17 protein-coding genes and 1 tRNA gene are annotated in these 21,857 nt (G+C 65.2%); all 18 read right to left on the reverse strand.

The features are described from left to right. Positions 1 to 9: 9 nt before the first annotated feature. The 18 genes from AC2A04_RS04350 to AC2A04_RS04435 all read right to left on the reverse strand — a co-directional run bounded on the left by AC2A04_RS04350 (position 10) and on the right by AC2A04_RS04435 (position 21,838). Positions 10 to 2,613, reverse strand: coding sequence for a CHAT domain-containing protein (locus tag AC2A04_RS04350; RefSeq protein ID WP_484211087.1), 2,604 nt, complete (start codon positions 2,611 to 2,613; stop codon positions 10 to 12). A gap of 333 nt (positions 2,614 to 2,946) precedes the next feature. Then, complete coding sequence (locus AC2A04_RS04355) at positions 2,947 to 3,867, reverse strand: NAD-dependent epimerase/dehydratase family protein (protein ID WP_484211088.1); 921 nt, start codon at positions 3,865 to 3,867, stop codon at positions 2,947 to 2,949. Then, positions 3,867 to 5,000, reverse strand: a complete 1,134-nt coding sequence (gene proB, locus AC2A04_RS04360) for a glutamate 5-kinase (protein ID WP_484211089.1) — start codon at positions 4,998 to 5,000, stop codon at positions 3,867 to 3,869. Before proB ends, AC2A04_RS04355 begins: the two co-directional genes overlap by 1 nt. 84 nt (positions 5,001 to 5,084) lie before the next feature. Beyond that, positions 5,085 to 6,143, reverse strand: coding sequence for a GTPase ObgE (gene obgE, locus AC2A04_RS04365; protein WP_484211090.1), 1,059 nt, complete (start codon positions 6,141 to 6,143; stop codon positions 5,085 to 5,087). 166 nt (positions 6,144 to 6,309) lie between these two features. After that, positions 6,310 to 6,385: transfer RNA gene (locus AC2A04_RS04370), tRNA-Ala, on the reverse strand. Positions 6,386 to 6,483: 98 nt separating this feature from the next. Further along, the gene (locus AC2A04_RS04375; RefSeq protein ID WP_484211091.1) at positions 6,484 to 7,212 is read right to left on the reverse strand and encodes a hypothetical protein; all 729 of its coding nucleotides are present in this window, start codon (positions 7,210 to 7,212) and stop codon (positions 6,484 to 6,486) included. Between the two features lie 188 nt (positions 7,213 to 7,400). Beyond that, a complete protein-coding gene (locus AC2A04_RS04380) occupies positions 7,401 to 8,144 on the reverse strand; it encodes a Bax inhibitor-1/YccA family protein (protein ID WP_484211092.1) in 744 nt (247 codons plus the stop codon). Positions 8,145 to 8,269: 125 nt separating this feature from the next. Further along, entirely contained in the window at positions 8,270 to 9,076 is an 807-nt protein-coding gene (locus AC2A04_RS04385) for a pyrroline-5-carboxylate reductase family protein (RefSeq protein ID WP_484211093.1), read from the reverse strand. A 31-nt stretch (positions 9,077 to 9,107) separates the two neighbouring features. After that, the gene (locus AC2A04_RS04390) at positions 9,108 to 9,611 is read right to left on the reverse strand and encodes a type III secretion system chaperone family protein (RefSeq protein ID WP_484211681.1); all 504 of its coding nucleotides are present in this window, start codon (positions 9,609 to 9,611) and stop codon (positions 9,108 to 9,110) included. 204 nt (positions 9,612 to 9,815) lie between these two features. After that, positions 9,816 to 12,152 (reverse strand): SPOR domain-containing protein, encoded by a 2,337-nt coding sequence (locus AC2A04_RS04395; RefSeq protein ID WP_484211094.1) that lies wholly within the window; start codon positions 12,150 to 12,152, stop codon positions 9,816 to 9,818. Between the two features lie 64 nt (positions 12,153 to 12,216). Continuing rightward, positions 12,217 to 13,680 (reverse strand): cell division protein FtsZ, encoded by a 1,464-nt coding sequence (gene ftsZ / locus AC2A04_RS04400; protein WP_484211095.1) that lies wholly within the window; start codon positions 13,678 to 13,680, stop codon positions 12,217 to 12,219. 176 nt (positions 13,681 to 13,856) lie between these two features. Beyond that, complete coding sequence (gene ftsA, locus AC2A04_RS04405; protein WP_484211096.1) at positions 13,857 to 15,137, reverse strand: cell division protein FtsA; 1,281 nt, start codon at positions 15,135 to 15,137, stop codon at positions 13,857 to 13,859. Between the two features lie 7 nt (positions 15,138 to 15,144). Next, positions 15,145 to 16,122, reverse strand: a complete 978-nt coding sequence (locus tag AC2A04_RS04410) for a cell division protein FtsQ/DivIB (RefSeq protein WP_484211097.1) — start codon at positions 16,120 to 16,122, stop codon at positions 15,145 to 15,147. Between the two features lie 5 nt (positions 16,123 to 16,127). Then, a complete protein-coding gene (locus tag AC2A04_RS04415) occupies positions 16,128 to 17,111 on the reverse strand; it encodes a D-alanine--D-alanine ligase (protein ID WP_484211098.1) in 984 nt (327 codons plus the stop codon). Then, a complete protein-coding gene (murB, locus tag AC2A04_RS04420; protein ID WP_484211682.1) occupies positions 17,081 to 17,911 on the reverse strand; it encodes a UDP-N-acetylmuramate dehydrogenase in 831 nt (276 codons plus the stop codon). The genes AC2A04_RS04415 and murB overlap by 31 nt, the downstream gene beginning before the upstream one ends. Positions 17,912 to 18,060: 149 nt before the next feature. Then, a complete protein-coding gene (gene murC, locus AC2A04_RS04425; protein ID WP_484211099.1) occupies positions 18,061 to 19,485 on the reverse strand; it encodes a UDP-N-acetylmuramate--L-alanine ligase in 1,425 nt (474 codons plus the stop codon). Beyond that, positions 19,482 to 20,648 carry an undecaprenyldiphospho-muramoylpentapeptide beta-N-acetylglucosaminyltransferase gene (murG, locus tag AC2A04_RS04430; protein WP_484211100.1) on the reverse strand — a complete coding sequence of 389 codons (1,167 nt, stop codon included), beginning with the start codon at positions 20,646 to 20,648 and terminating at the stop codon, positions 19,482 to 19,484. Before murG ends, murC begins: the two co-directional genes overlap by 4 nt. Next, positions 20,645 to 21,838 (reverse strand): FtsW/RodA/SpoVE family cell cycle protein, encoded by a 1,194-nt coding sequence (locus AC2A04_RS04435; RefSeq protein ID WP_484211683.1) that lies wholly within the window; start codon positions 21,836 to 21,838, stop codon positions 20,645 to 20,647. The genes murG and AC2A04_RS04435 overlap by 4 nt, the downstream gene beginning before the upstream one ends. Between the last annotated feature and the right edge of the window lie 19 nt (positions 21,839 to 21,857).

Consider the following 21,857-nt stretch of genomic DNA (forward strand, 5'->3'; position numbering starts at 1 on the left):
GGTCTGACCCTAGTTTCCGACGACCATGAAGGGTGCCCAAAGCGCGGGATTGCGTGCTTCATCGGGCCTCCCATTTTTCATCACCTGCAGGATCGACCGACGCAGGGACTCGTCGGCAGGCAGGCCCTTGGCCGAAGCGTCGAGAATGCCGACCGAGAGCCGCGCTGCTATGTCGTCTCGCACCGGCCAGTGGCTGGCGACGACACGGTGGGCTCCGGCGAACAGGAATGCGCGGGCAAGGCCGGTGTAGCCCGCCGCACTGGTCAGGTCGCCAGCGGCGGTATCGCAGGCCGAAAGGATCACCCAATCGGCATCGAGGTGCAGTCTGGCAGCCTCCGAAGCTGTCAGCAGGCCATCGTTGTCGGCACTTTCTTCCTTGGGCGGGGTAAGCACGAGTGCCGGCTCGCTGCGGGAATCGAACGCGCCTGCAACAAGTCCATGCGTGGCAAACAGCAGCACGCTGACGTCTGCATAGTCGAAGGCACGCACCGCCGGCTCGGTGGCCTGTACACCTGTCAGAAGCGTGGCCTGCCCAGGCCGCCTGACATGCGCGGCGACCGTTTCAATCTCACGCGTGGCACCCGGCAGCGGCTGCAGCCTGCCCACGCGTGCCGAACGGGTTTCGCCTCCTGCGAACATGTCGGGACCAGCCATCGATGCAAGGTTCCCGGCGAGAAGCGGCGCACCGATGGCGACGAGATTGCGCCTTGCCGTGACGCGTGACGTCCCCAGCCCCAATGTTGCGAGCGACGGCAGCACCGAAACCGCATGATCCTCGATCAACCAGCGCGTGTCGGCAACCGTGGTTCCGGCGCGGCTGGCGAGCAGGGTGAGCGGCAGGGCCGAGAGGATGTCGCCAGTCACCACCCGCAAGCGCTGGCCCTTGGGCACTAAGGCGCGGACATCGGGAGTGAATATAGCCTCGTGTATCTCGTGCGCGGCGGCGATGTCGAACGGAACCACAGTGCCGTTTTCGGTCCCTGCCCGGATACGGCGCACGAGCGCACGCAGCGCTTCTCGGCGGATCGGCGCATGGCCGATGGCAATCCGGTCACGGGTGACCGCCATTGTGTAAAGCCCGAGGTCGCTTTCCTCGACGACGAGCAGCGTTTCGTTCGCAGAAAGGCGAGACTGGCTCTCGGTGAGCGACACGGCGCGCGGACGCAGGAGCGAACGGAAGCCGGGCGACTTGGCGTCCAGTTCGGCGTCGAGTGCGGCCAGCGCGGTGCGCGCATCGGCCACTGCACGATCCAGCGGCGCGCGGTCTGCGCCCTGTTCAAGGCCAGTGGCGCGCAGCAAGGCGGCATCTGCATCGGCCAACTTTCCAGCGGCTTCCTGCCGGCGACGCAGCAGCAGGCCGAGATCGGAGTTGCCGGCCTGTTCGCGCGCGGTGACCGCCACCGCCGCGCGGCTCGCGTCGGTTTCGACCAGGACCTGCAGCACCTCGAACGCGAACTCGTTGTCGCCCGCCAGCACTGCGGTTTCGAGCACCTGGCTGAACGCCTCGATGTTGTCGATCACGCCGACAACACGGTTCTGCGAAACTTCGAGACTGTTGTTGACCGCGATAGAAGTGCGGAAAGCGTCGCGCACTTCGGCCAGCCCCTCGGCCACGCGCCCGCGCCGAGCCTTGATCCAGCCAAGCGAGATGCGGCTGTTGAGGGTCTGGAAGTGAGTGGACGGGCGCAGGCGCTTGAGCACAGTGGCAGCTTCGGTGGCCATCGTCTCGGCTTCATCTAAGTGTGCAGCATGGGCGTAGGACTGGGCCAGCTTGAATCGATTCAGCGCCACCGCCAATTCGTGTTGGCGCGGCATTTTTGATAGAAGCGCAATGCCCTTCTCGCGCATGGTGAGACCTAGTGCTCGGTCGCCTGCACGATCCGCAGCGGTACCACCGTTGATGTAGGCGCCCGCCTGAGACGGCAATGCGCCGGCCAGTTCAAACTGCTCGGCCGACTTCTGGAAGAACGGCAAAGCCTCCGCGGGTCGGTCTGCCATAAGCAATGCAATGCCCAGCGCGGACAGTGAATCTGCACGTTCGCCCAGGATCGTCGTCTTTACGGCCTCCCCTACGTCAACTGACTGTCTCAACCAGGGGACAGCCTCGTGTATCCGCCCCTGCATAAGCAGTTCGGTGCCCAGCAGGTTCGGCAACTTTGCGCGATAAGGCTGTTTCGGACGGAGTTCGCCGCTTTCACTGACCAATTGTCGAAGCAAAGGCTCTGAGAGTTCAGGCTGTCGCGAGTAGACCAGTCCGATTGCGTACTGAAACGCTGCATCGACACGATCGTCGTCGCCAACCGGACGAAGGCGCTTAAGGACTTCCCAACCGTGGCGCGTACGATCGAGGCCTTCGTCAAACTGACTCTCACTGATCAGCAGCCGTCCAAGCATGGTATCGGCCTGAGCAATCTCGACACTTTCCTCCGGAAAATTCCGTAGCAGCAGTTCGCGCGCCCTTCTCACCAGACCGGCAGCATCCTTGTAGTCCTGTCGCTGAGACTTGGCGTTTGCCTCTGCGATCAGAACATCAGCCTCCACGTCTGGCGCATTGCCCGGAAGCAGTTTTCGCGCCAGCCGGATCGCCTCGTCAGCATCGTCAAGCCTGTCCAACTTGGCAAGTATGGTCGACCTCTGTGCAAGAAGTCGGACCTTGATCGCGATGTCTTTCTCCTGAGCGAGAAGTGCATCGCATTTTGCCAGCGCCTCAGCGGGCTGAATCGCAATATCGAAGTCAAACGAATTGGGCGCAGCGTTCGCCGGGTGAGCCAGAGGCATTGCAAGAGCCAATGCCGCAACGGGGAGCCATGACGTTCGAAGCCTCCGGAGCGCGCGGCCCGGATTGTTTGTCGCCCTCAATCTCGCACTCCCGACAGTCTCTCACCGTAACGCAATACCAAGAGTTATGCCAAAACAGTGAGAACGCCAGTGCCTTTCAGCACAATTTCACTTCAGCCAACCGGCCTCGCGATACCATGCTGCCGTCGCGTGCAGCCCCATGCGGGTTTCGACTTGCGGGGTCCAGATTGCAGGCGGTGGCTGGTTGCCTTCGCCCACGCGCCAATCGGCGTGGCACATGTAGCCGACGCGATCCATCGTCAGCTTGGCGCCCTTGCCGCGGAAGCGCGCGTCGAGCCTTGCGCCGAGGCGCAGCATGCCGGCGGGCAGGTTTAGCGCGGTGACGCGCTTGCCGACCGCGATGCCGATGGCGCGTGCCATATCGTTGTGCGTCCATCCGCCCGGCGTGCCATCGTCGGGTTCGAAGGTCAGATGCGTCACGTCCTCACCGCCCGGGATGAGCGCGAGCAGAAGACGGGCGAGGTCGTTGACGTGAATGATAGAGAGGTGCCCCTGCGGCGGCAGCGGCACGATCCCGCGCCGCGCGAGCTTGAACAGCTCGAACATCTCGGTATCGCGCGGGCCGTAAACGGCGGGCGGGCGGACCACGGTCCAGTCGAGGCTGCTGGCTTTGACAACCTTCTCGCCGCGCAGCTTGGACTCACCGTAGACTGACAGTTCCGGCTCGCGCGCAGAAAGCGAGGATACGTGGACGAAGCGCGGGACGCCGGCGTCGAGCGCGGCATTGACCACGTTCAGTGTGCCCCAGACGTTGCCGTCATAGAAGCCTTGCGGGTCAGGCGCGTTGACCACGCCTGCGATGTGAAGCACGACGCTGGCCTTGCCCACCAGTCGCTGCAAAGCGCGGCGGTCAGACAGATCGCCCTGCACCCACTCCACGCCGACGCGCGCTTCCTGCGGACGTCGGGCGAGCGCGCGGACCTCGATCCCTGCGCGAGCGGCGAATTCGAGAACCGCTTGCCCGACGAACCCGGTCGCACCGGTGATCGCCAGCAATTCTGCTGCCATTACAACAACACCATCTGATCGCGATGGATCAGGGCCGAGCGCGGGGCATAGCCAAGCAAGACCTCGTGCTCGCGGCTATGGCGGCCGGTGATGCGCGCGCATTCGGCGGCGTCGTACTCCGACAGCCCGCGCGCCAGTGTCTGCCCGTCTGGCCCCACCACGGCAATGGCATCGCCGCGCTGGAATTCGCCGTTCACCGAAGTGACCCCTGCCGCCAGCAGGCTGGACCCACGGGCAAGCGCCGCAGCGGCACCGGCATCGACATGGACCGTTCCGCGCAGGCGCATCTTGCCGCCGAGCCAGGCCTTGCGCGCCTGCTTGCGTCCACGCGGCAGGAACAGCGTACCGCGATCGGCACCAAGTGCGGTGGCGATGGGGGAAACCGGCTGGCCGTCAATGATGGCAAGGGCGATGCCGGCAAATTCGGCGATCTCGGCTGCCTGGAGCTTCGACGTCATCCCGCCCGAGCCGAGGCCCGAGGACGAGCCACCGGTGGCCATGGCGTGAATTTCGGGCGTGACACCTCGGACGATCGGAATGCGCACGGCGTCGCTCTGACGCGGATCGCGGTCATATAGACCGTCGATGTCCGAGAGCAGCAGCACCGCGCTGGCACCGGCGGCCTGTCCGACGCGCGCGGCGAGGCGATCATTGTCGCCAAAGCGGATTTCCTGAGTCGCGACCGAATCGTTCTCGTTGATCACGGGCACCGCGCCGGCTGCCAGCAGCGTGCCGAGTGTGGCCGTGACATTGAGGTAACGTCGGCGATCCTCGAGGTCCTCGAGCGTGAGCAGGATTTGCGCGGCTGTAAGCCCGTGGCCGGCCAGCAGCTCCGCCCAGAGGCCAGCCAGCGCAATCTGCCCGACCGAAGCTGCGGCCTGGGCATCGGACAGACTGCCACGCCCGCCCTTGGCAAGGCCGAGCTTGCGCGCACCGAGCGCGATCGCGCCCGACGATACGATGATGACTTCCTGCCCGGCAGCGCGGGCTGCGGCGATCTCCGCCACCAGCGCGCTCAGCCATTCACGGCGCGGCTCGCCATCCTTGCCGACAAGCAGCGCCGAGCCGACCTTGACCACCAATCGGGGGCAGGCTTGGGTGTCGGCGAGTTGGTCAAGCTGGCTGATCTTCATCTCGAAGCCGCTTAGGGGATTTGTGACAGGGCGTGAAGGCCTGCCGGTCGTATCTCTGGCCCAGACCGGCGATCAAGGTGGCGATCAGATCGGGGACCAGGGTTTCTCGTCGGCGGCATCCTCGACCTCGCCGGTCGGGCGTTCGGTCACGGTGGCTGCGGGCAAGTGATCGAGCACGGCGTCGAGCAGGTCGTCGAGGCCCTTGCCGGTCGCGCCCGAAATCGGGAAGACGCGCGTGGCACCGGCCTCGAGCAGTTCCTTGGCGAAGGCGTTGACCAGTTCGCGATCGACGAGATCGATCTTGTTGAGCGCGACGAGGCGAGGCTTTTCGTCCAGCCCGGCGCCATAGGCCTCAAGCTCGGCCTCGACCACGTGCATCGCCTCGACCGGATCGACGTCGCTGTGGATGTCGATCAGGTGGATGAGCACGCGGCAGCGTTCGATATGACCGAGGAAGCGATCGCCGATGCCCGCGCCGTCGGCCGCGCCTTCGATCAGGCCGGGAATGTCGGCCAGCACGAATTCGCGCGCGCGGTGGCGCACGACGCCAAGCTGCGGGCGCAGCGTGGTGAAGGCGTATTCGCCAACCTTGGCCTTGGTGTTGGTGATCTGGTTGATGAAGGTCGACTTGCCCGCGTTTGGCAGCCCGACGAGCCCGGCATCGGCCAGCAGCTTCAGTCGAAGCCAGACGTACATTTCCTCGCCCGGCCAGCCCGGACCGCTTTGGCGCGGGGCGCGGTTGGTCGAAGTCTTGTACGAGGCGTTGCCGCGCCCGCCGTCGCCGCCGCGCAGCAGGACGACGCGCTTGCCGACTTCTGTAAGGTCGAGCAGCACGGTCTCGCGATCATCGTCGAGCACCTGCGTGCCGACCGGCACCTTGATGACGAGATCCTCGCCGCCCGCGCCCGTACGGTTGGTGCCCTGGCCGCCCTGCCCGCGCTGCGCCTTGAAATGCTGGGTATAGCGGAAGTCGATCAGGGTGTTGAGACCGGCCACGGCCTCGAACACGATATCGCCGCCCTTGCCGCCGTTGCCGCCGTTGGGGCCGCCGTACTCCTCGTACTTTTCACGACGGAATGCGACTGCACCGGGGCCACCCTGGCCCGAACGGATGAAGATCTTTGCCTGGTCGAGAAAATGCATGACGGGTCACTGGTCCAACAACAGGCCCGGGGAATGCAGCCGAAACATCCTGCAAGCTGCGTCCTGAACCGCGGCTATTCTAACCCGTTCATGATGAGCTTGTCGAACACTGCCGACAGAGGAAACCGCGCAAGGCCTGCCTGAAAGATGCGGTTCCAGTGATACCTGGTGGAGCCGAGGGGGATCGAACCCCTGACCTCGTCATTGCGAACGACGCGCTCTCCCAGCTGAGCTACGGCCCCGTTCCCGGTATCGCCCGACAATCGGCGGACCGCCGGGAGCGCCGCCATTAGCGCAGCGTTCCCGGCGTGACCAGACCCATTTTTTACTCTGCAGGCGCTCAGTTCGGCGCGCCGCTCGCCGCCGACGGGGGCGTGACATACGTTACTGCAGGCTGCGGCGGCATCACCGGACCGCCGTACTGGGCCTGCCAGATGGCGAGTTCATTGCGGTACACTTCGTAACGCCGGTAGAAATCGTCGAACACGACTTCGATGCTCGGCAGGCTGCGCATCGCAAAAGCCTCGAGATCGGCCGACTTGATCAGCGCACCATCGCGCGTGACCGCCGTGACCGCATCGCAGAAGTCCGTCAGCGTCGGCGGCAAGGCGTAATGGTTGTAGACCGAAGTGATGTAGCTTTCGCGCGGGGCGATGTACTTGGCGCCGTACTTGGCCTTGAATTCGGCATCGAGCCGCTTGTTCACCGCATTGAGCGTCTTGGCGTGCACGGTGAGGAAGGTCTTGTAGCGCGGCAGGATTTCGGCGTGCTGGGGCTTGCTGCAGTTGAGCGCGGCGACGTTGTAGGCCGAGCGCAAGTTCCACACCATCTGCGCCGACGTGATGTTGCGGTTGAGCGAGGCGCGCAAACCGTTGGCATCGGCAGGCGGGATCATGATGTTGTCCGACGCGCCGTTAGGCGGCTTGGGTTTGGGCGGGATCACCACGACGACCGGCGGCGGCGGCGGTGGAGGCGGTGGCGGTGGCGGTGGTGCCGCGCAGGAGCCAAGCCCGATAGCCAGGGCGGTGAGAACCAGAGTTGGCGCTGATATGCGCCCGAAACGTGACATTGGCATTCCCCCAGATGATCCCGTGGCGCTCGATGATTGAGCGTGCGCCCGGGATCCTTTCTGCAAGCTGAAAGAGGTTACTAGCGCGACTACAGGGACTTGAGAATCCCTCGGGCAAAGAAAAACCCGGCGAGCCGGATGGCCCGCCGGGCATTCGCGTCCAGTCGATGCACCGGATCAGCGACAGATCAGCGGCGATCGCCCATGAACTGCAGCAGGAACTGGAACATGTTGATGAAGTCGAGATAGAGGTTCAGCGCGCCCAGTACGACAGCCTTGCCCGCGAAATCGGTGCCGGCGACGTAGGCATACTGCTCCTTGAGCTTCTGCGTATCGTAGGCGGTGAGGCCCGCGAAGATCAGCACGCCAAGGAAGCTTACCGCCCAGGCAAGGCCCGGCGACTTCAGGAAGATGTTGATCAACGACGCGATCAGTAGTCCGAAAACGCCCATGATCAGGAAGCTGCCGAAGCCCGACAGGTCCTTCTTGGTGGTGTAGCCGAACAGACTCAGGCCAGCGAACGCGCCTGCGGTGGCGAAGAACGTCGTCGCGATCGAAGTGCCGGTGTAGACCAGGAAGATGGTCGAGAGCGACAGGCCCATTGCAACCGCAAAGCCCCAGAACATGCCCTGGAGCGCCGTGGTCGAAAACTTGTTCGCGCCGAAACTCATGAACATGACAAAGGCGAGCGGTGCCAGCATGACCAGCCACATCAGCGGGGTGCCGACGAAAGCCTGCGTCATGCCCGAAGAGGCAGACACCATGGCGACGATGCCCGAGAGCAGCACGCCCGAGGCCATGTAATTGTAGATCGACAGCATGTGACGGCGCAGGCCAGCGTCGAACACTTCGCCGCGGGCCGAAGCACCCGAAAGGCTCGGAGACGCGCCGAAGCCCGTACGCGTGGGCTGAGGGTCGTTCCAGTTTGCCATTTTCAAAGCTCCGTTCTGTGGCCCCAATGGCCACGTACAGCGAATATCGGCGTAGTGAGGCGCGGTTTCAAGCGAAACCGGCACAATGCACCGACAATCATTTGTAACGAATTGTTGCGCGAGGCTCAGCCTGCGGCTCGGGCCTGTGCCGTCATCGCGGCGCTGCGGTCGCGCGCGCCGCGCAGAGTGTCTTCCATCAGCCGCGCCAGACGGCGATCCTGATCGAGAATGTCGATCCCGACCTGTGTCACGCCGCCGGGGCTGGCGACGCGGCGGGCCAGTTCACCCGGGCCGTGCGGAGAGGTTGCCGCAAGCATCGCCGCGCCCTCCACCATCGACAGCGCCAACCGGTCAGCCTGCTCGCGCGGGAGGCCGAGCACCGCTGCGCCCTCGGCCAGCGCATCGATGAAGCGATAGACGAAGGCAGGGCCCGATCCGGCAAGCGCGGTGACGAGGTCCATCTGCTCTTCGCCAGCAAGCCATTCGGCCTGGCCAAGCGGCGCCATGAGCGCATCGGTCTGCGCGCGCGCATCATCGTCGGCATCGCCGACCAGCGCAATCGGCGACTTGCCCAGAGCGGCCGCGAGATTGGGCATGACGCGCACGATCGCTCGCGCCGCCGGGAAAGCCTTGCGCAAGGTGGCAAGATCGACGCCCGCCAGAATGGAAAGCAGCAGCGTCCTTGGCCCGACATGAGCAGCCACGGTTGCAGCGGCATCGGGCAGCTGCTGGGGCTTGAAGCCGAGCAGGACAACGTCGAACGCGCCTTCACCATGCGGTGCGGCATCGAGCAGGCGCACGCCTTGAGGAGCGGCATCGAGATAGGGATCGACGACGGTGAACGATGCGGGCGCGATTCCACCGGCCAGCCAGCCCTTGAGCATGGCACCGCCCATGTTGCCGCAGCCGAACTGAAGGATGGTCGTCGTCATCTGCTGATCCTTGAAACCCGTTGGTGCGAGATCAGGCCTCGCCCGCTGCGTCCACCATTGCACTGGCCAGCGCCTCGGCAGGGCTCTTGTCGCCCCACAGGATGAACTGGAACGCCGGATAGAAGCGGTCACACTCATCGACCGCAGCCTCGATCGCGGCTTGAGCCTGACTGAGGCTGAGCATTCCATCGTCGCCCAGCATCAGGCCATGGCGGTAAAGCAGCACCGACCCGTTCGACCAGATATCGAAGTGCCCGATCCAGACCTGCTCGTTGATCAGGGCCATAAGTTCGAAGACCGGCCCTTTCTTGTCATCGGCGATGCGAATGTCGGGAAGGCAGAGAATCTGGAGGACGTGGTCTTCGGTCCGCCAGATCGCACGGACCTGATAGTTGGCCCAGGAGCCCTGGATTTCGCCGGTAACCTCGTCGTCGGACACGAACTCGCAGGGCCACCCGCGCGCCTCGAACAGCGAGGCAATCATGTCGACCGGAGCCGCTTCATCGCGCTCGTTGTCGTCATGGCCGGTCCGCATGGTACGTCCCCTGAACACTCGATGGGCCTCCCCGGATGGTCGGCCCCCGGCAAGGCGTTGTGCCCGACCTGCCGTTCACCCTGTCCATGAAGGGTAGACCCCCCCGCCGACAATCGACCGTTAACAGGCGGTTGGGCAAAACTCGACAAGCCTGTGGGAAAGCTGTGGACAAGGGGTGAACAAGGTGCCCCCCCCCCCGACCCATCATTTCAACGCGAGGGTATCCACGGCCTGGCCCGCCGGGCTGGTCCACTGATAGCTCGAAACACCGCTCTTGCGCAGGCGGGTGATGAACTCCTGCGCGGACGCCTCGCTCTCGAATGGACCGGTAAGCAGGCGGAAGTTGCCACGCAAGGGCGCGACATAAGGCTTGCGCCCACGCAGGACTTCGGGCGCTTCCTTGACGAGACGGCGCCACTCGTTGTCCATCATGTCCTTGTTGCCGCCCAGCACGACCTGCACCCAGATCCGGCTGGGATGGCTCGGGGCGGCTTTCTTGGCCTTGGCGTCCTTTGCGTCCTTCTCTGCCTTGGCATCCTTCTCTGCCTTGGCGGTCTTGGCATCCTTGCCCGTCCGGGCGTCCTTGGCAGTGGCCTTTTCGGGCTCTTTTGTGCTGGTGCGCGAAACGTCGCTCGGACCATCGGGGCGCTCGCCGCGCGGATCGGCCTTGACCGGTTTGGGTGCGGGTTTGGGCGGAAGTCGCGTGATATCGACTGCCGCGACAACCGGTTCGCGCTCTTCTGCTGGAGGCGTGAAGCTCTTGAACATCGACGCGAAATCAACCGGGCGTGATGGCGGCTCGGCGCTTTCGGGAAGGCGAGTCTGCACAGACGGCGTTGCGGTGGCCAGCTGGACGGCCTCGGCACCGGAAGGCACGGGAGGTGTCAACGGCGGAGGTGCTGCAGGGGCCTGAGATGGCGCGACAAGGGGCGATGCAGACGCAGCGACTGCGGCAGGCGTCGCCGGAGGTGTGCTGACGGGTACCGGAATGGTGATGGCGGGAGCCGAAACTGCAGTGGTCGAGCCGCCAACCCTGGCAAGGTCGAAGCCGGTGGCGGGCCGTGGTGCCGACGCGCCAGACGGCGTGCCCGGCTGGACAGGGGCCGCTGCCGCCGTATTCACCGGCGTCGGCGCAGGACGCGGCACGGGTGTCGGCGGCGCAGCCGTCGACGCCGCAACCTGCGCGGAAGGTACAGGCGCGGCCTGAATTGGCTGGACGGGCGCCGGAGCCCCAGTGCTGGCAGGCGGCGCGAGCGGCCTGATTGTCGTTGCCGCAGGCGCGGCCAGTGCAGGATTGGCCGAAACCGGCGCTGATGGCGGCGCCAGCGGGCGGATCGGGGCGGTATAGGGCCGGGCCGTACCCGGTGGAAGGTCGAGCACCGAAAGCACGGTCGGGCGCGTGGACGGAGGCACGGGCGTTGCTGCGGGCGCAGCGGGCGTCGCCGCCGCGATCGCCGTATTGCTGAAACCTGGACGTGGCGCTGGCGGCAGCGGCGTGGTGCCCAAAGCTTCTACCCGGCCCGTCGTGACGGACGAGGGCGTAGTCGTCCGGGCTGCGGCAAGCGCGCGGTCATCCTTGCCGGGCCGCCGACGCTTCTCGCGGCTGGGCTTATCACCCGACGAGCCCAGCGGCGCCCCTGCAGGCACCAGCCCTGCATCGGCAGCGCGCGGCGCGCGTGGATTGAGCGCGGCGTACTGTACAACGCGCGGATCGTCGCGACCGATTTCGGCGGCGCGCGGGAAACGACCGAAATTGGCGGCGGCTGCCTGTTGCGCCGGGGTCAGCCGGGGCATGTAACGCAAATAGGGCGCAATGCCTGCCGCCAGTTCCTGGGGCATCGAGGCATAGGCCACCGCGACGGCTTCGTCCGGTCCGCCGGTCACGGCCATGACGAAAGTCCGCGTGCGCCAGGTGGCGCGATCCTGCCTTGCGATCAGTGGCGCCAGGAGTGCTTCGGCCCCGCGCCGGTCGCCGGCAATTGCAAGGCTGAGCGCATAGCGGCGAGTCAGTTCGTCGTCGGGTCCGCGGCTCAGCGCAACCTGATACCAGCGCTGCGCGCGGCCGTTGTCGCCCACCAGATCGTAGGCAAGCGCCCGGTCCGATGCCATAGCGAAGGTATCGCCCCCGGCGCGTTCTGCCTCATCGAAGGCGCGCACCGCGTCCACCGGGCTTTCGGCGAGAAGGTAGGCCTTGCCGATCAGGATCTGCGCACGGGGATTGCCCGGCTGGATTTCATTGGCGCGGCTGAGGAAACCGATGGCCGCATCGCTGTCACCCAGACGCAGCGCCGCGTCCGCCGCATCATGGAGCGCGACAACGTTGCGCGGATCGGCGGCGAGACGTGCGAGCGCTGCGTTTAGATCGCGCGTCGGGCTTGCCGCAGTCGACTGCACCACGGGACGCGAAATCGTGGTCGGCCCGTCGGGATCGTCGTCAGCCTGCGCAAGTGCGCGGGGGGACGTTGCCGCGAGCATGAGCCCGAGCGCCAGCCGCAGGCCGGGCTTGAGCGTACCAGGCGCGAAGGGGAAGCGAATCGTCATCCAGCCGCGCTCATACCAAGGGCAACATGAAGCGGCGGCAACAGGCCACCGCTTCGCAACAGACTTACTGGTTGTTCTGGCGACCGAGGAAGCGCGGGATGTTCAGCGCGCTGCCATCATCGCCATCATCTTCATCGCGATTGCCGCGCGAAAGATTGGCCATCCGTTCGAACAGGGTGCTTCCGCCCGCAGGCTTGGCCGGCGCGGGCTCAGCCGCCCGACCGAGGCGTGGCATGGCGGGTTCTGCAGCAGGCTCGACCGAAGGTTCGGCCGGGGCTTCGTCCAGACCGCCGAGCAGCAGCTCATCACTCGCCGGATCGGCCGGCTCTTCCTGTGCTTCGGACAAGTCGAGCGTCAGGTCCATCGGTTCGGCGACGGTCGCCGGATCGGGCTGTATCTGTTCTGCGGCAGGCGTCCAGCTTGGCTGGGGTGCCGGTTCAGGCGCGGCGACAGCAGGCGGCGGAGCGAACGCCGGTGCGGCTGGTGCGGCAGATGGGACCGCAGGCCCGCGCGAGGTCGACGGGATCGAAACTGGGCGCGAGGCGACTTCGGCCTGCTCGGCGCTTTGTTCGATGCCAGTGGCGACAACCGACACGCGAATCTTGCCATCGAGATCGGGATTGAACGCCGAGCCCCAGATGATGTTCGCGTTGGGATCGACCAGTTCGCGAATGTGGTTTGCCGCTTCGTCGACTTCGAGCAGCTTCATGTCGTCGCCGCCGATGATCGAGATGATCACGCCCTTGGCACCCTGCATCGACACGCCATCGAGCAGCGGGTTGGCAATGGCGCGTTCGGCGGCTTCGAGCGCACGGTTGGGACCGTTGCCCTCGCCCGTTCCCATCATCGCCTTGCCCATCTCACCCATGACCGAGCGCACGTCGGCAAAGTCGAGATTGATCAGGCCCGGCATGACCATGAGGTCGGTGATCGAACGGACGCCCTGCTGCAGGACTTCGTCCGCCAGCATGAAGGCTTCCTTGAAGGTCGTCTCGGCCTTGGCCACCAGGAACAGGTTCTGGTTGGGAATGACGATCAGCGTATCGACGTGCTTCTGCAGCTCCTCGATGCCGCTTTCGGCAGCGCGCATGCGGCGCGTGCCTTCGAACAGGAACGGCTTGGTCACCACGCCCACGGTCAGCACGCCCTTGCGGCGCGCGGCTTCTGCGATGACGGGCGCAGCACCGGTGCCGGTGCCACCGCCCATGCCGGCGGCAATGAATACCATGTGCACGCCTTCAAGCGCGCGCTCGAGGTCCTCGAGCGTTTCCTCCGCAGCGGCACGGCCCACTTCAGGACGGGCGCCCGCGCCGAGGCCTTGGGTGATATCGGGTCCAAGCTGGATGCGGTTCTCGGCGATCGAATTGTTCAGCGCCTGCGCATCGGTGTTGACGACGATGAAATCGACACCCTCGATCTTGGCGTTGATCATGTTCGCGATGGCATTACCGCCCGCGCCGCCAACTCCGATCACCGTGATCCGGGGACGAAGTTCGTCGATGGCCGGCGGTCCGATGTTGATGCTCATTGTCGGTCTCCCAAACGGGTCAGTCAGTCGCCAATAAAGGCCTTGAAAAAGTCTGCCTCAACCTGTGGCACAATGCGGTCCGGCGAATCAAAGGCGGATTAACCTTTTCCACAGGTAGGATTACTCACACAGCCTGTATTCACGCCATTTTCGAGGCGGGACTGTGGATAACACGTTCAGAAGTAATCCCGGACCGCGCGCCAGAGCCGACTCAGCAGCTTCATGCCCTTGTAAGAACCGGTCGGCGTATAGTCGGGCCCGATGGCGCGAATATCGACCGGATCGGCGGCAGCGAAGAGCACGAGGCCGACCAGCGTCGAGGAACTTGGCGTTGCGTGTCCCGGCGGCAGGCCGAGCATGGTCGGCGGGGATCCGATGCGCACGGGACGGCCAAGCGCCGACTGCGCGTAGTCGGCAAGGCCGGGCAACTGCGCTCCGCCACCGGTCAGCACCACCTGCTGGCCGGTCTGACCGACAAAGCCCATCGCCTTCAACGCCTTGGCAACCTCTTCGGTGAAGAAGCCGAGCTGCTGGGTGATGACCGAGATCAGTTCGGCGCGCGGGATGCGGTTCTTGTCGTCGGCATGGCGCGCGACCGGACCACCCTCGGGATCGCCGGGCGCATTGACCGGAATCATCTCGCGATGGTCCGCCGGGCTGGCGATGGCCGAACCCGACATGCACTTGAGCCGCTCGGCCTGGTAGCGACGGATGCCAAAGGCCGAGGCGATCGCATCGGTGATGTCACCAGATCCATACTGGATCATCTGCATGCCAAGCAGCATACCGGCCGCATAGACCGAAACGGTGGTTACTTCCGCCCCGAATTCGACGAGCGCAACGCCCAGTTCCCGCTCTTCGGGTGACAGGCAGGCGTGGCCTGCGGCGACCGGCGAGCCGACCACCGCCTCGACATCGAGGTGCGCGTTCTGCACCGCTTCGCGCAAGTTGCGGATCGGCGCGCCGTCGGCCAGCATCACATGGATGTCGACCGCCAATCGCTCGGCATGGAGGCCCTTGGGATTGGGCACGCCGTGGGCACCATCGAGCGTGTAGTGCGCAGGCTGCGCGTGGAGCACGGTCCGCCCATCGGGTTCGATCATTTCGCGACCTGCGACAAGCAGATGCTCGATATCATCCTGTTCGATCCGCCGCCCGCCGACCTCGACTTCGACCCGCGTCGTCGTGCTGGCAAGGCCTGCGCCCGAGCAGCCGATCCATACCTTCTGGATGCCGATGTTGGCCATCTTCTCGGCGCGCTCGATCGCGTCGCGCACCGAATGGGTCGCGGCCTGCATGTCGGTCACGTAGCCGCGCTTGATGCCTTGCGCGGCGCGATGCCCTGAGCCGAGCACGACCATCTCGCCGGTTTCCGAGAGCCCCGCGATCATAGCGGACACGCGGAAAGAACCGATATTTACGGCAGCAAAAACCTTGGAAATGCGGGGCGTTGCCATCCGAAGCTCAACCCTCTTCGGACTTGTCGGCGGACTTTGCACTGGCGGCGGCACGCTTGGCTTCAGCCTTGGCCTGATCGGCGGCCCGCTTTTCGGCGGCGACCTCTTCGGCGTGACCGGGCACCCGCATGTAGATGCGATCGGGCGCGCGCATGTCGAACGCGGCAACCTTGCCGCCCAGCAGGCGATTGACGCCGTCCATGCGCGCAAAGCTCAAAAGCGCGCCCGCGGCCTTCTCGTCGCCCTCGGGCAGGGCGAGGACCTGATCGGTCTTGAATGTCAGGTTCCAGCGGCGGTTGCCGACCCATTCGGCCTCTGAGACCTGCGGCTTGAGCGCGGGCGCGGCGTCGAGCAGATGCGCCAGATCCTGCACACGCTGGCCGACGCCAAGCCCGGAGAGCACCAGCATGCCCTTGGCGCGGTCGGCGCGGACGGGTTCAAGCTCTGCGCCCGTCTCATCGATCAGGACCATGCGGTCAGGTTTGCGCAGCACCGCGTGGGGCGTGCGCTCCACGATGTCGATCACCAGCGTATCGGGCAGCTTGCGCGAGACGCGGGCGTCCTTGACCCAGGGCAGTTCGTTCAGTTCATCGCGCAGCGCGGCAAGATCGAGCGTGGTCATCGCGCGGTCGTTCTGTCCGAGAATGCGCTCGTAGATCTTGAGTTCGTTCATGCGGTTGACGCCGCGCACTTCGAGGTGGCTGACCTTGAAGCCCGCGTCAGACGCGATGAGCGCGGCCTGCTCCGACACGAGTGCGGGAATGCCCGCCATGACCACGGCGGTCCACACGATCGCGGCAGCAATCGCGAGAATGACCGTCATCACGATGCGATGAAGCGTCTCCTCGCTGAACGGCAGCCAGCGCATCACGCTGTCGAGCATCGAACCGGTCTGCTGGCGCGCGGTCTGGACCTTGCGCTGCGTGGTGCGCGCCGCTGCTGCGCGCCGCACGCCTTTCCCGCCCCGCTTGATCGTCTGCGCCATGATGATCAGCCCTTTCCGGAATCGTGAAGTGCTTCGGCAATGATCGCCTCGACGAGGTCTGGATAGTCCATGCCGAGCGCCTTGGCCTGTTCGGGCACGAGGCTCAGCGGTGTCATGCCCGGCTGGGTGTTGACCTCGAGCAGGAACAGGCCTTCGACGCCCTGATCGTCGTCCCAGCGGAAATCCGAGCGGCTGGTGCCCTTGCAGCCAAGCAACTGATGCGCGCGCAGGGCGATCTGCTTGCACGCCTCGGCGATCTCGTCGGGGATTTCCGCAGGGCACACATGCTCGGTCATGCCGTCGGTGTATTTCGCGTCGAAATCGTAGAAGCCCGACTTGGGGCGAAGTTCGGTGACGAGCAGCGCGCGATCGCCGATCACCGCCGTGGTCAGTTCGCGGCCCCGGATGAAGGGTTCGGCCAGAAGATGGTCGAACTCCTGCCATGGGCCCTTGCTGTCGGAGCTGATCGGGTTGCCGTAATTGCCGTCTGCCGTGACGATGGCGACCCCGACCGACGAGCCTTCGTTGACGGGCTTGAGCACATAAGGGCGCGGCAGGGGGTCGGCCTTGTACAGCTCTTCCGTGCGCACGATGCGCCCGCCCGGCATGGGGATGCCATGCGGCACCAGCGCCTGCTTGGTCAGTTCCTTGTCGATCGCGATGACCGAGGTGGCCAACCCCGAGTGCGTATAGATAAGGCCCATGATGTCCATCAGGCCCTGGATCGAGCCGTCTTCACCGGGCGTGCCGTGGAGCGCGTTGAACACGACATCGGGTTTCGCTTCGGCCAGACGCAGCGCGACATCGCGGTCCATGTCGATCCGCGTGACCGTGTGCCCCTTCGACTCCAGCGCCTTGGCCACGCCCTCGCCCGACATCAGGCTGACGGGGCGTTCGCTCGACCAGCCACCCATCAGTACGGCTACGTGAAGTTTTGCCAGAGGAAGTTTAGGCAGAGTCACTTGCGGCCGATCCTTTTGATTTCCCATTCGAGGTCCACGCCCGAGCTGTCTTTCACCCGGCGGCGGACCTCCTCGCCCAGTTCCTCGATCTCGGTGCTGGTGGCTGTGCCGGTGTTGATGAGGAAGTTGGTGTGCTTTTCGCTGACTTGCGCGCCGCCAATGGTCAGGCCCCGGCAACCGGCCTTGTCGACCAGTTCCCACGCCTTGCCGCCTGCGGGGTTCTTGAAGGTGGAGCCGCCGGTCTTGCTTCGCAGCGGCTGCGAGGCTTCGCGTGCGGCGCTGATGCGATCCATTTCCGTCTGAATCGCGTCCGGATCGCCAGGTTCACCGCGGAATCGCGCGGCGACGACGATGCAGCCGTCGGTCAAGTCTGAATGGCGGTAGGTGTAGCCGAGTTCCGGCAATGGCAGGGTCACGATCTCGCCCGAGCGGATCACGACGTCGCAATCGATCAGCACGTCCTTGACCTCGCGACCATAGGCACCGCCATTCATGCGGACAAAGCCGCCGACGGTGCCAGGGATCGAGCGCAGGAATTCAAGGCCAGCGATGCCGTTGTCACGCGCCGTGCTCGAAACGAGGATGCCGCTGGCGCCGCCACCGCAATTGAGCGTGATCTCGTCAACGCGCTCGACCTTGGCGAAGGCCTTGCCGAGACGGATGACCACACCCGGAACGCCGCCATCGCGCACGATCAGATTGGAGCCAAGGCCGAGCGCCATGACGGGGACATCGGGAGCCAGTCCAGCGAGGAAATCCTGCAGGTCGGCCACGTCCCTGGGCTCGAACAGCCAGTCGGCCGCGCCACCGGACTTGAACCAGACCAGCGGGGCAAGCGGAGCGTTCGGGGTGAGCTTGCCTCTGACACCGCTTGTTTTGAGCCCCGCTCCGTTCGTGTCGAGCGAAGTCGAGACACCTTGCGCAGCACTTTCCGTGTCTCGACTGCGCTCGACACGAACGGAAGTTGGTGGATTGTTCACCCCTGCCCCCTTTCGCGCGCAATTGCATCGGCGAGGCCCGCAGCCCACTTGGTGATGTCGCCGGCCCCAAGACAGACGACCATGTCGCCGGGCTGCACCATGGCTGCCAGTTCCTTCGCCAGTTCATCCGGCCCGCCGATAAGATGTGCGCTGCGATGCCCGCGCGCCTTGATGCCTTCGACCATCGCGGCGCTGTCCACGCCCTCGATCGGCAGTTCGCCCGCAGGATAGACCGGGGCGGCATAGACGACATCGGCATCGTTGAACGCGCCCTGGAAATCTTCCATGTGATCGCGCAGGCGGGTGAAGCGGTGCGGCTGGGCAACAGCAATGACGCGACCGGTCACGCCTTCGCGCGCGGCGGCAAGCACGGCGCGGATCTCGACCGGGTGGTGGCCGTAATCGTCGATCACGGTAACTGCCCCGGAATCAAGGGCCACTTCGCCGACCTTGGTGAAGCGGCGCTTGACCCCGCCAAATTTGGCAAAGCCCCCGCGGATGGTTTCGTCCGAGACGCCCATCTCCACAGCCACGGCGACAGCGGCTAGCGCGTTCTGCACGTTATGGCGGCCGGGCATCGGCAGCTCGATGCCTTCGATGGTGCGGAAGGAACCGTCGCGCTGGCGCAGCATGGCGTTGAAGCGGTTGCCACCGGGAATCGGCGTGACAGCCTCGCCGCGCACGTCGGCCTGGGCGGAAAAGCCGTAAGTCACCACACGACGGTCGCGCACCTTGGGGATAACCGCCTGCACTTCGGGATGATCGATGCAAAGCATCGCCGCGCCGTAGAACGGTACGTTTTCGATGAACTCGACGAAGGCGGACTTCACCCTGTCGAAGCTGCCGTAATGATCGAGGTGTTCGGGATCGATGTTGGTAACGACGGCCAGCGTGCCGTCCAGACGCAGGAACGAGCCATCGCTCTCGTCGGCCTCGACCACCATCCACTCGCTGTCGCCCAGGCGGGCGTTGGAGCCGTAGGAATTGATGATACCACCATTGATGACGGTCGGGTCCACCCCGCCCGCGTCCAGCAGGCAGGCGATCATCGAGGTCGTGGTGGTCTTGCCGTGGGTTCCGGCCACGGCCACGGTGCTCTTGAGCCGCATCAGCTCGGCCAGCATTTCTGCGCGGCGCACCACGGGGATGCGGTTTTCGAGCGCGGCGACGACTTCGGGGTTATCGCGCTTCACGGCGGTGGAGGTGACAACGACGGCCACGCCATCGACGTTTTCCGCACGCTGGCCGATCATTACCGTGATGCCGCGCTTGCGCAGGCCATCGACCACATAGCTTTCCGCCATGTCGGAGCCCTGCACCGAATAGCCCATGTTGTGCATGACTTCGGCAATGCCCGACATGCCGATGCCGCCGATGCCGACGAAGTGGATCGTCCCGATCTCGGTGCCGACGCCCTTCATGCCAGTTGCCCCTGTGCAGAGGTGGCCGCGCTGCGCGTTTCGACGCGGATCACGTCCATGATCGGTTCGGCGCCAAAGCTTTCGACGAGATCGGCAAGATCGGTCACGGCATTGGGCAGACCGCAGTTCCACGCAGCGTGCGCGGCGTTGGCAAGGGTGTGGGGATGCTGGGCCATCGTCTGGATTTGCTTGGCAAGTTCCTTGGGGGTGAAGCCGGTCTGGCGGATCGCACGGGCACCACCTGCTGCCACGATCTCGCGCGTGTTGGCCGCCTGGTGATCGTCGGTAGCGATCGGAAGTGGAATGAGGATGGCCGGACGACCGACTGCCGTGAGTTCGGCAATGGTCGAGGCCCCGGCGCGGCCGATGAACAGGTGCGCACCGGCAAGGCGCGACTGCATGTCCTCGAAATAGGTGCCGAGTTCGGCCGGGATCTCGTGCGCGGCATACCGTGCGCGGACGGCCTCGATGTCTTCGGGGCGGCATTGTTGCGTCACCTGAAGGCGGTGGCGCAGCGCGGGCGGGAGCATGGCGAGGCCATCGGGCACGACGTCAGACAGCACGGACGCGCCCTGGCTTCCGCCTGTCACCAGCACGCGAAACAGGCTGTCTTCGGTGAATTCGGGGAATGGCTCCCCGCGCAGCGCAAGCACTTCAGGGCGCACCGGATTGCCTACGCGGTGGACCTTGCCCCAAAGCTTCGGGTCCAGGCGCTCGACCTCGCCATAGGCGGTGGCGATGGCATCGACGCGCTTGGCCAGAAACCGGTTCACGCGCCCCAGCACGGCATTCTGTTCGTGGATCACCGTGGGGATTTTCGCCGAATGGGCGGCCAGCAGCGCGGGCAAGGCCGGATAGCCGCCGAAGCCGATCACGCAGGAAGGTTCGAAGCTCTCGAACAGGCGCAGCGCCATGGACCGGCCCTGCCAGATGGCGCGCAGCCCTTTCCACAAGGCAACCGGGCTCTTGCCCAGACGCCCTGCCGGAAGCACATGCGCGGGCAGGAAATCCGGCTTGCCCGGGATCTTCGCGCCGCGCTCGTCGGTCACCAGCGCGACATGATGGCCGCGCCGCTCCAGCTCGACCGCCAGCGCGAACGCGGGGATCAGATGGCCACCGGTGCCGCCCGCAGCGAGCACGTAATGTCGCGAAACTACAGTCATTTGCGGACGAGATCCGAGATGTCGAACTTTTCCCGGTTCAGGTACGGATTGCGTCGCGTGATCGCGAGCAGCAGGCCCACGCCCATCAGCAGCGCGATGGTCGACGATCCGCCATAACTGATCAGCGGCAAGGTCATGCCTTTCGAAGGGAAAAGTTGCAGGTTCACAAGGATATTGATGAACGCCTGGCCCACGAGCTGCGCGGTCAGCCCGGCTGCCGCAAGGATCGTGAACAGATCATCCTCATCGAGCAGGCGCATCAGCACGCGCAGCGCGATGGCGCAATAGACCGCCACCACGACCGCGCAGGCGATCAGCCCGAATTCCTCTCCGATCACCGAAAAGATGTAGTCGGTGTGAGCTTCGGGCAGCGCGTTCTTGCGGCTGCCGAGCCACAGGCCAGCCCCGCTCCATCCGCCATTGAGCAGCGTGCGCATGGCAAGGTCGACCTGGTCGAACTCGCTTCCGCCCGAGATGAAATTGTCGATGCGGTGGGTTGCGTTGGGATAGAAAAGATAGGCCGCGACAACGCCGACGACGCCTGCGCCCATCGACCACAGCACGCGGTTGATCGAGAGGCCTGCAAGGAGAACGAGGACGAACCAGACACCGCCGAACAGGACGGTCGATCCGAAGTCCGGCTGGGCCATCAGCAAGGCCGCGACCAGACCCATGATTGCGATGGTGATGGGGATGACCGGAATGTTCGGATCGCGCACCCGCCAAGAAAGGATCCACGCGATCGCGATGGCGAAACCGGGTTTCAGGAACTCCGATGGCTGCAAGCTGAAGCCGATCCACAGCCAGCGCTTGGCGCCCTTCACTTCGCTGCCGACAAGCGGGACCAGCACAAGCGCAACGACCATGGCCGCCGCCAGAAGGATCGCCCCGCGCCGCGCGGCCTCCTTGGGCAGGACCGAGGCGAAGAACATCGCGACCATGCCGACCGCGACCCAGCGCAGGTGAATCCAGAAAAAGTAGAGATCGCCCAGCGACTTGGCACTGGTCGAGAGGCGATGCGCGCTGGCAGGCGATGCCGCAGCGACCGCGATGCAGCCGATCGCCACGAGGAATAGCACGAGCCCCAGAAGCACACGATCGATCTCGCGCCACCAGATCAGCAGTTCGCTGCGGCGGCTGCGGCGGAAGCGCGCGCCATGGCCGACAACGCGCACGCCGCCATCCGGCATCGTGGTGGTGACAAGCCGC

The sequence above is a fragment of the Novosphingobium sp. HNCC26DJ243 genome (assembly GCF_057180545.1).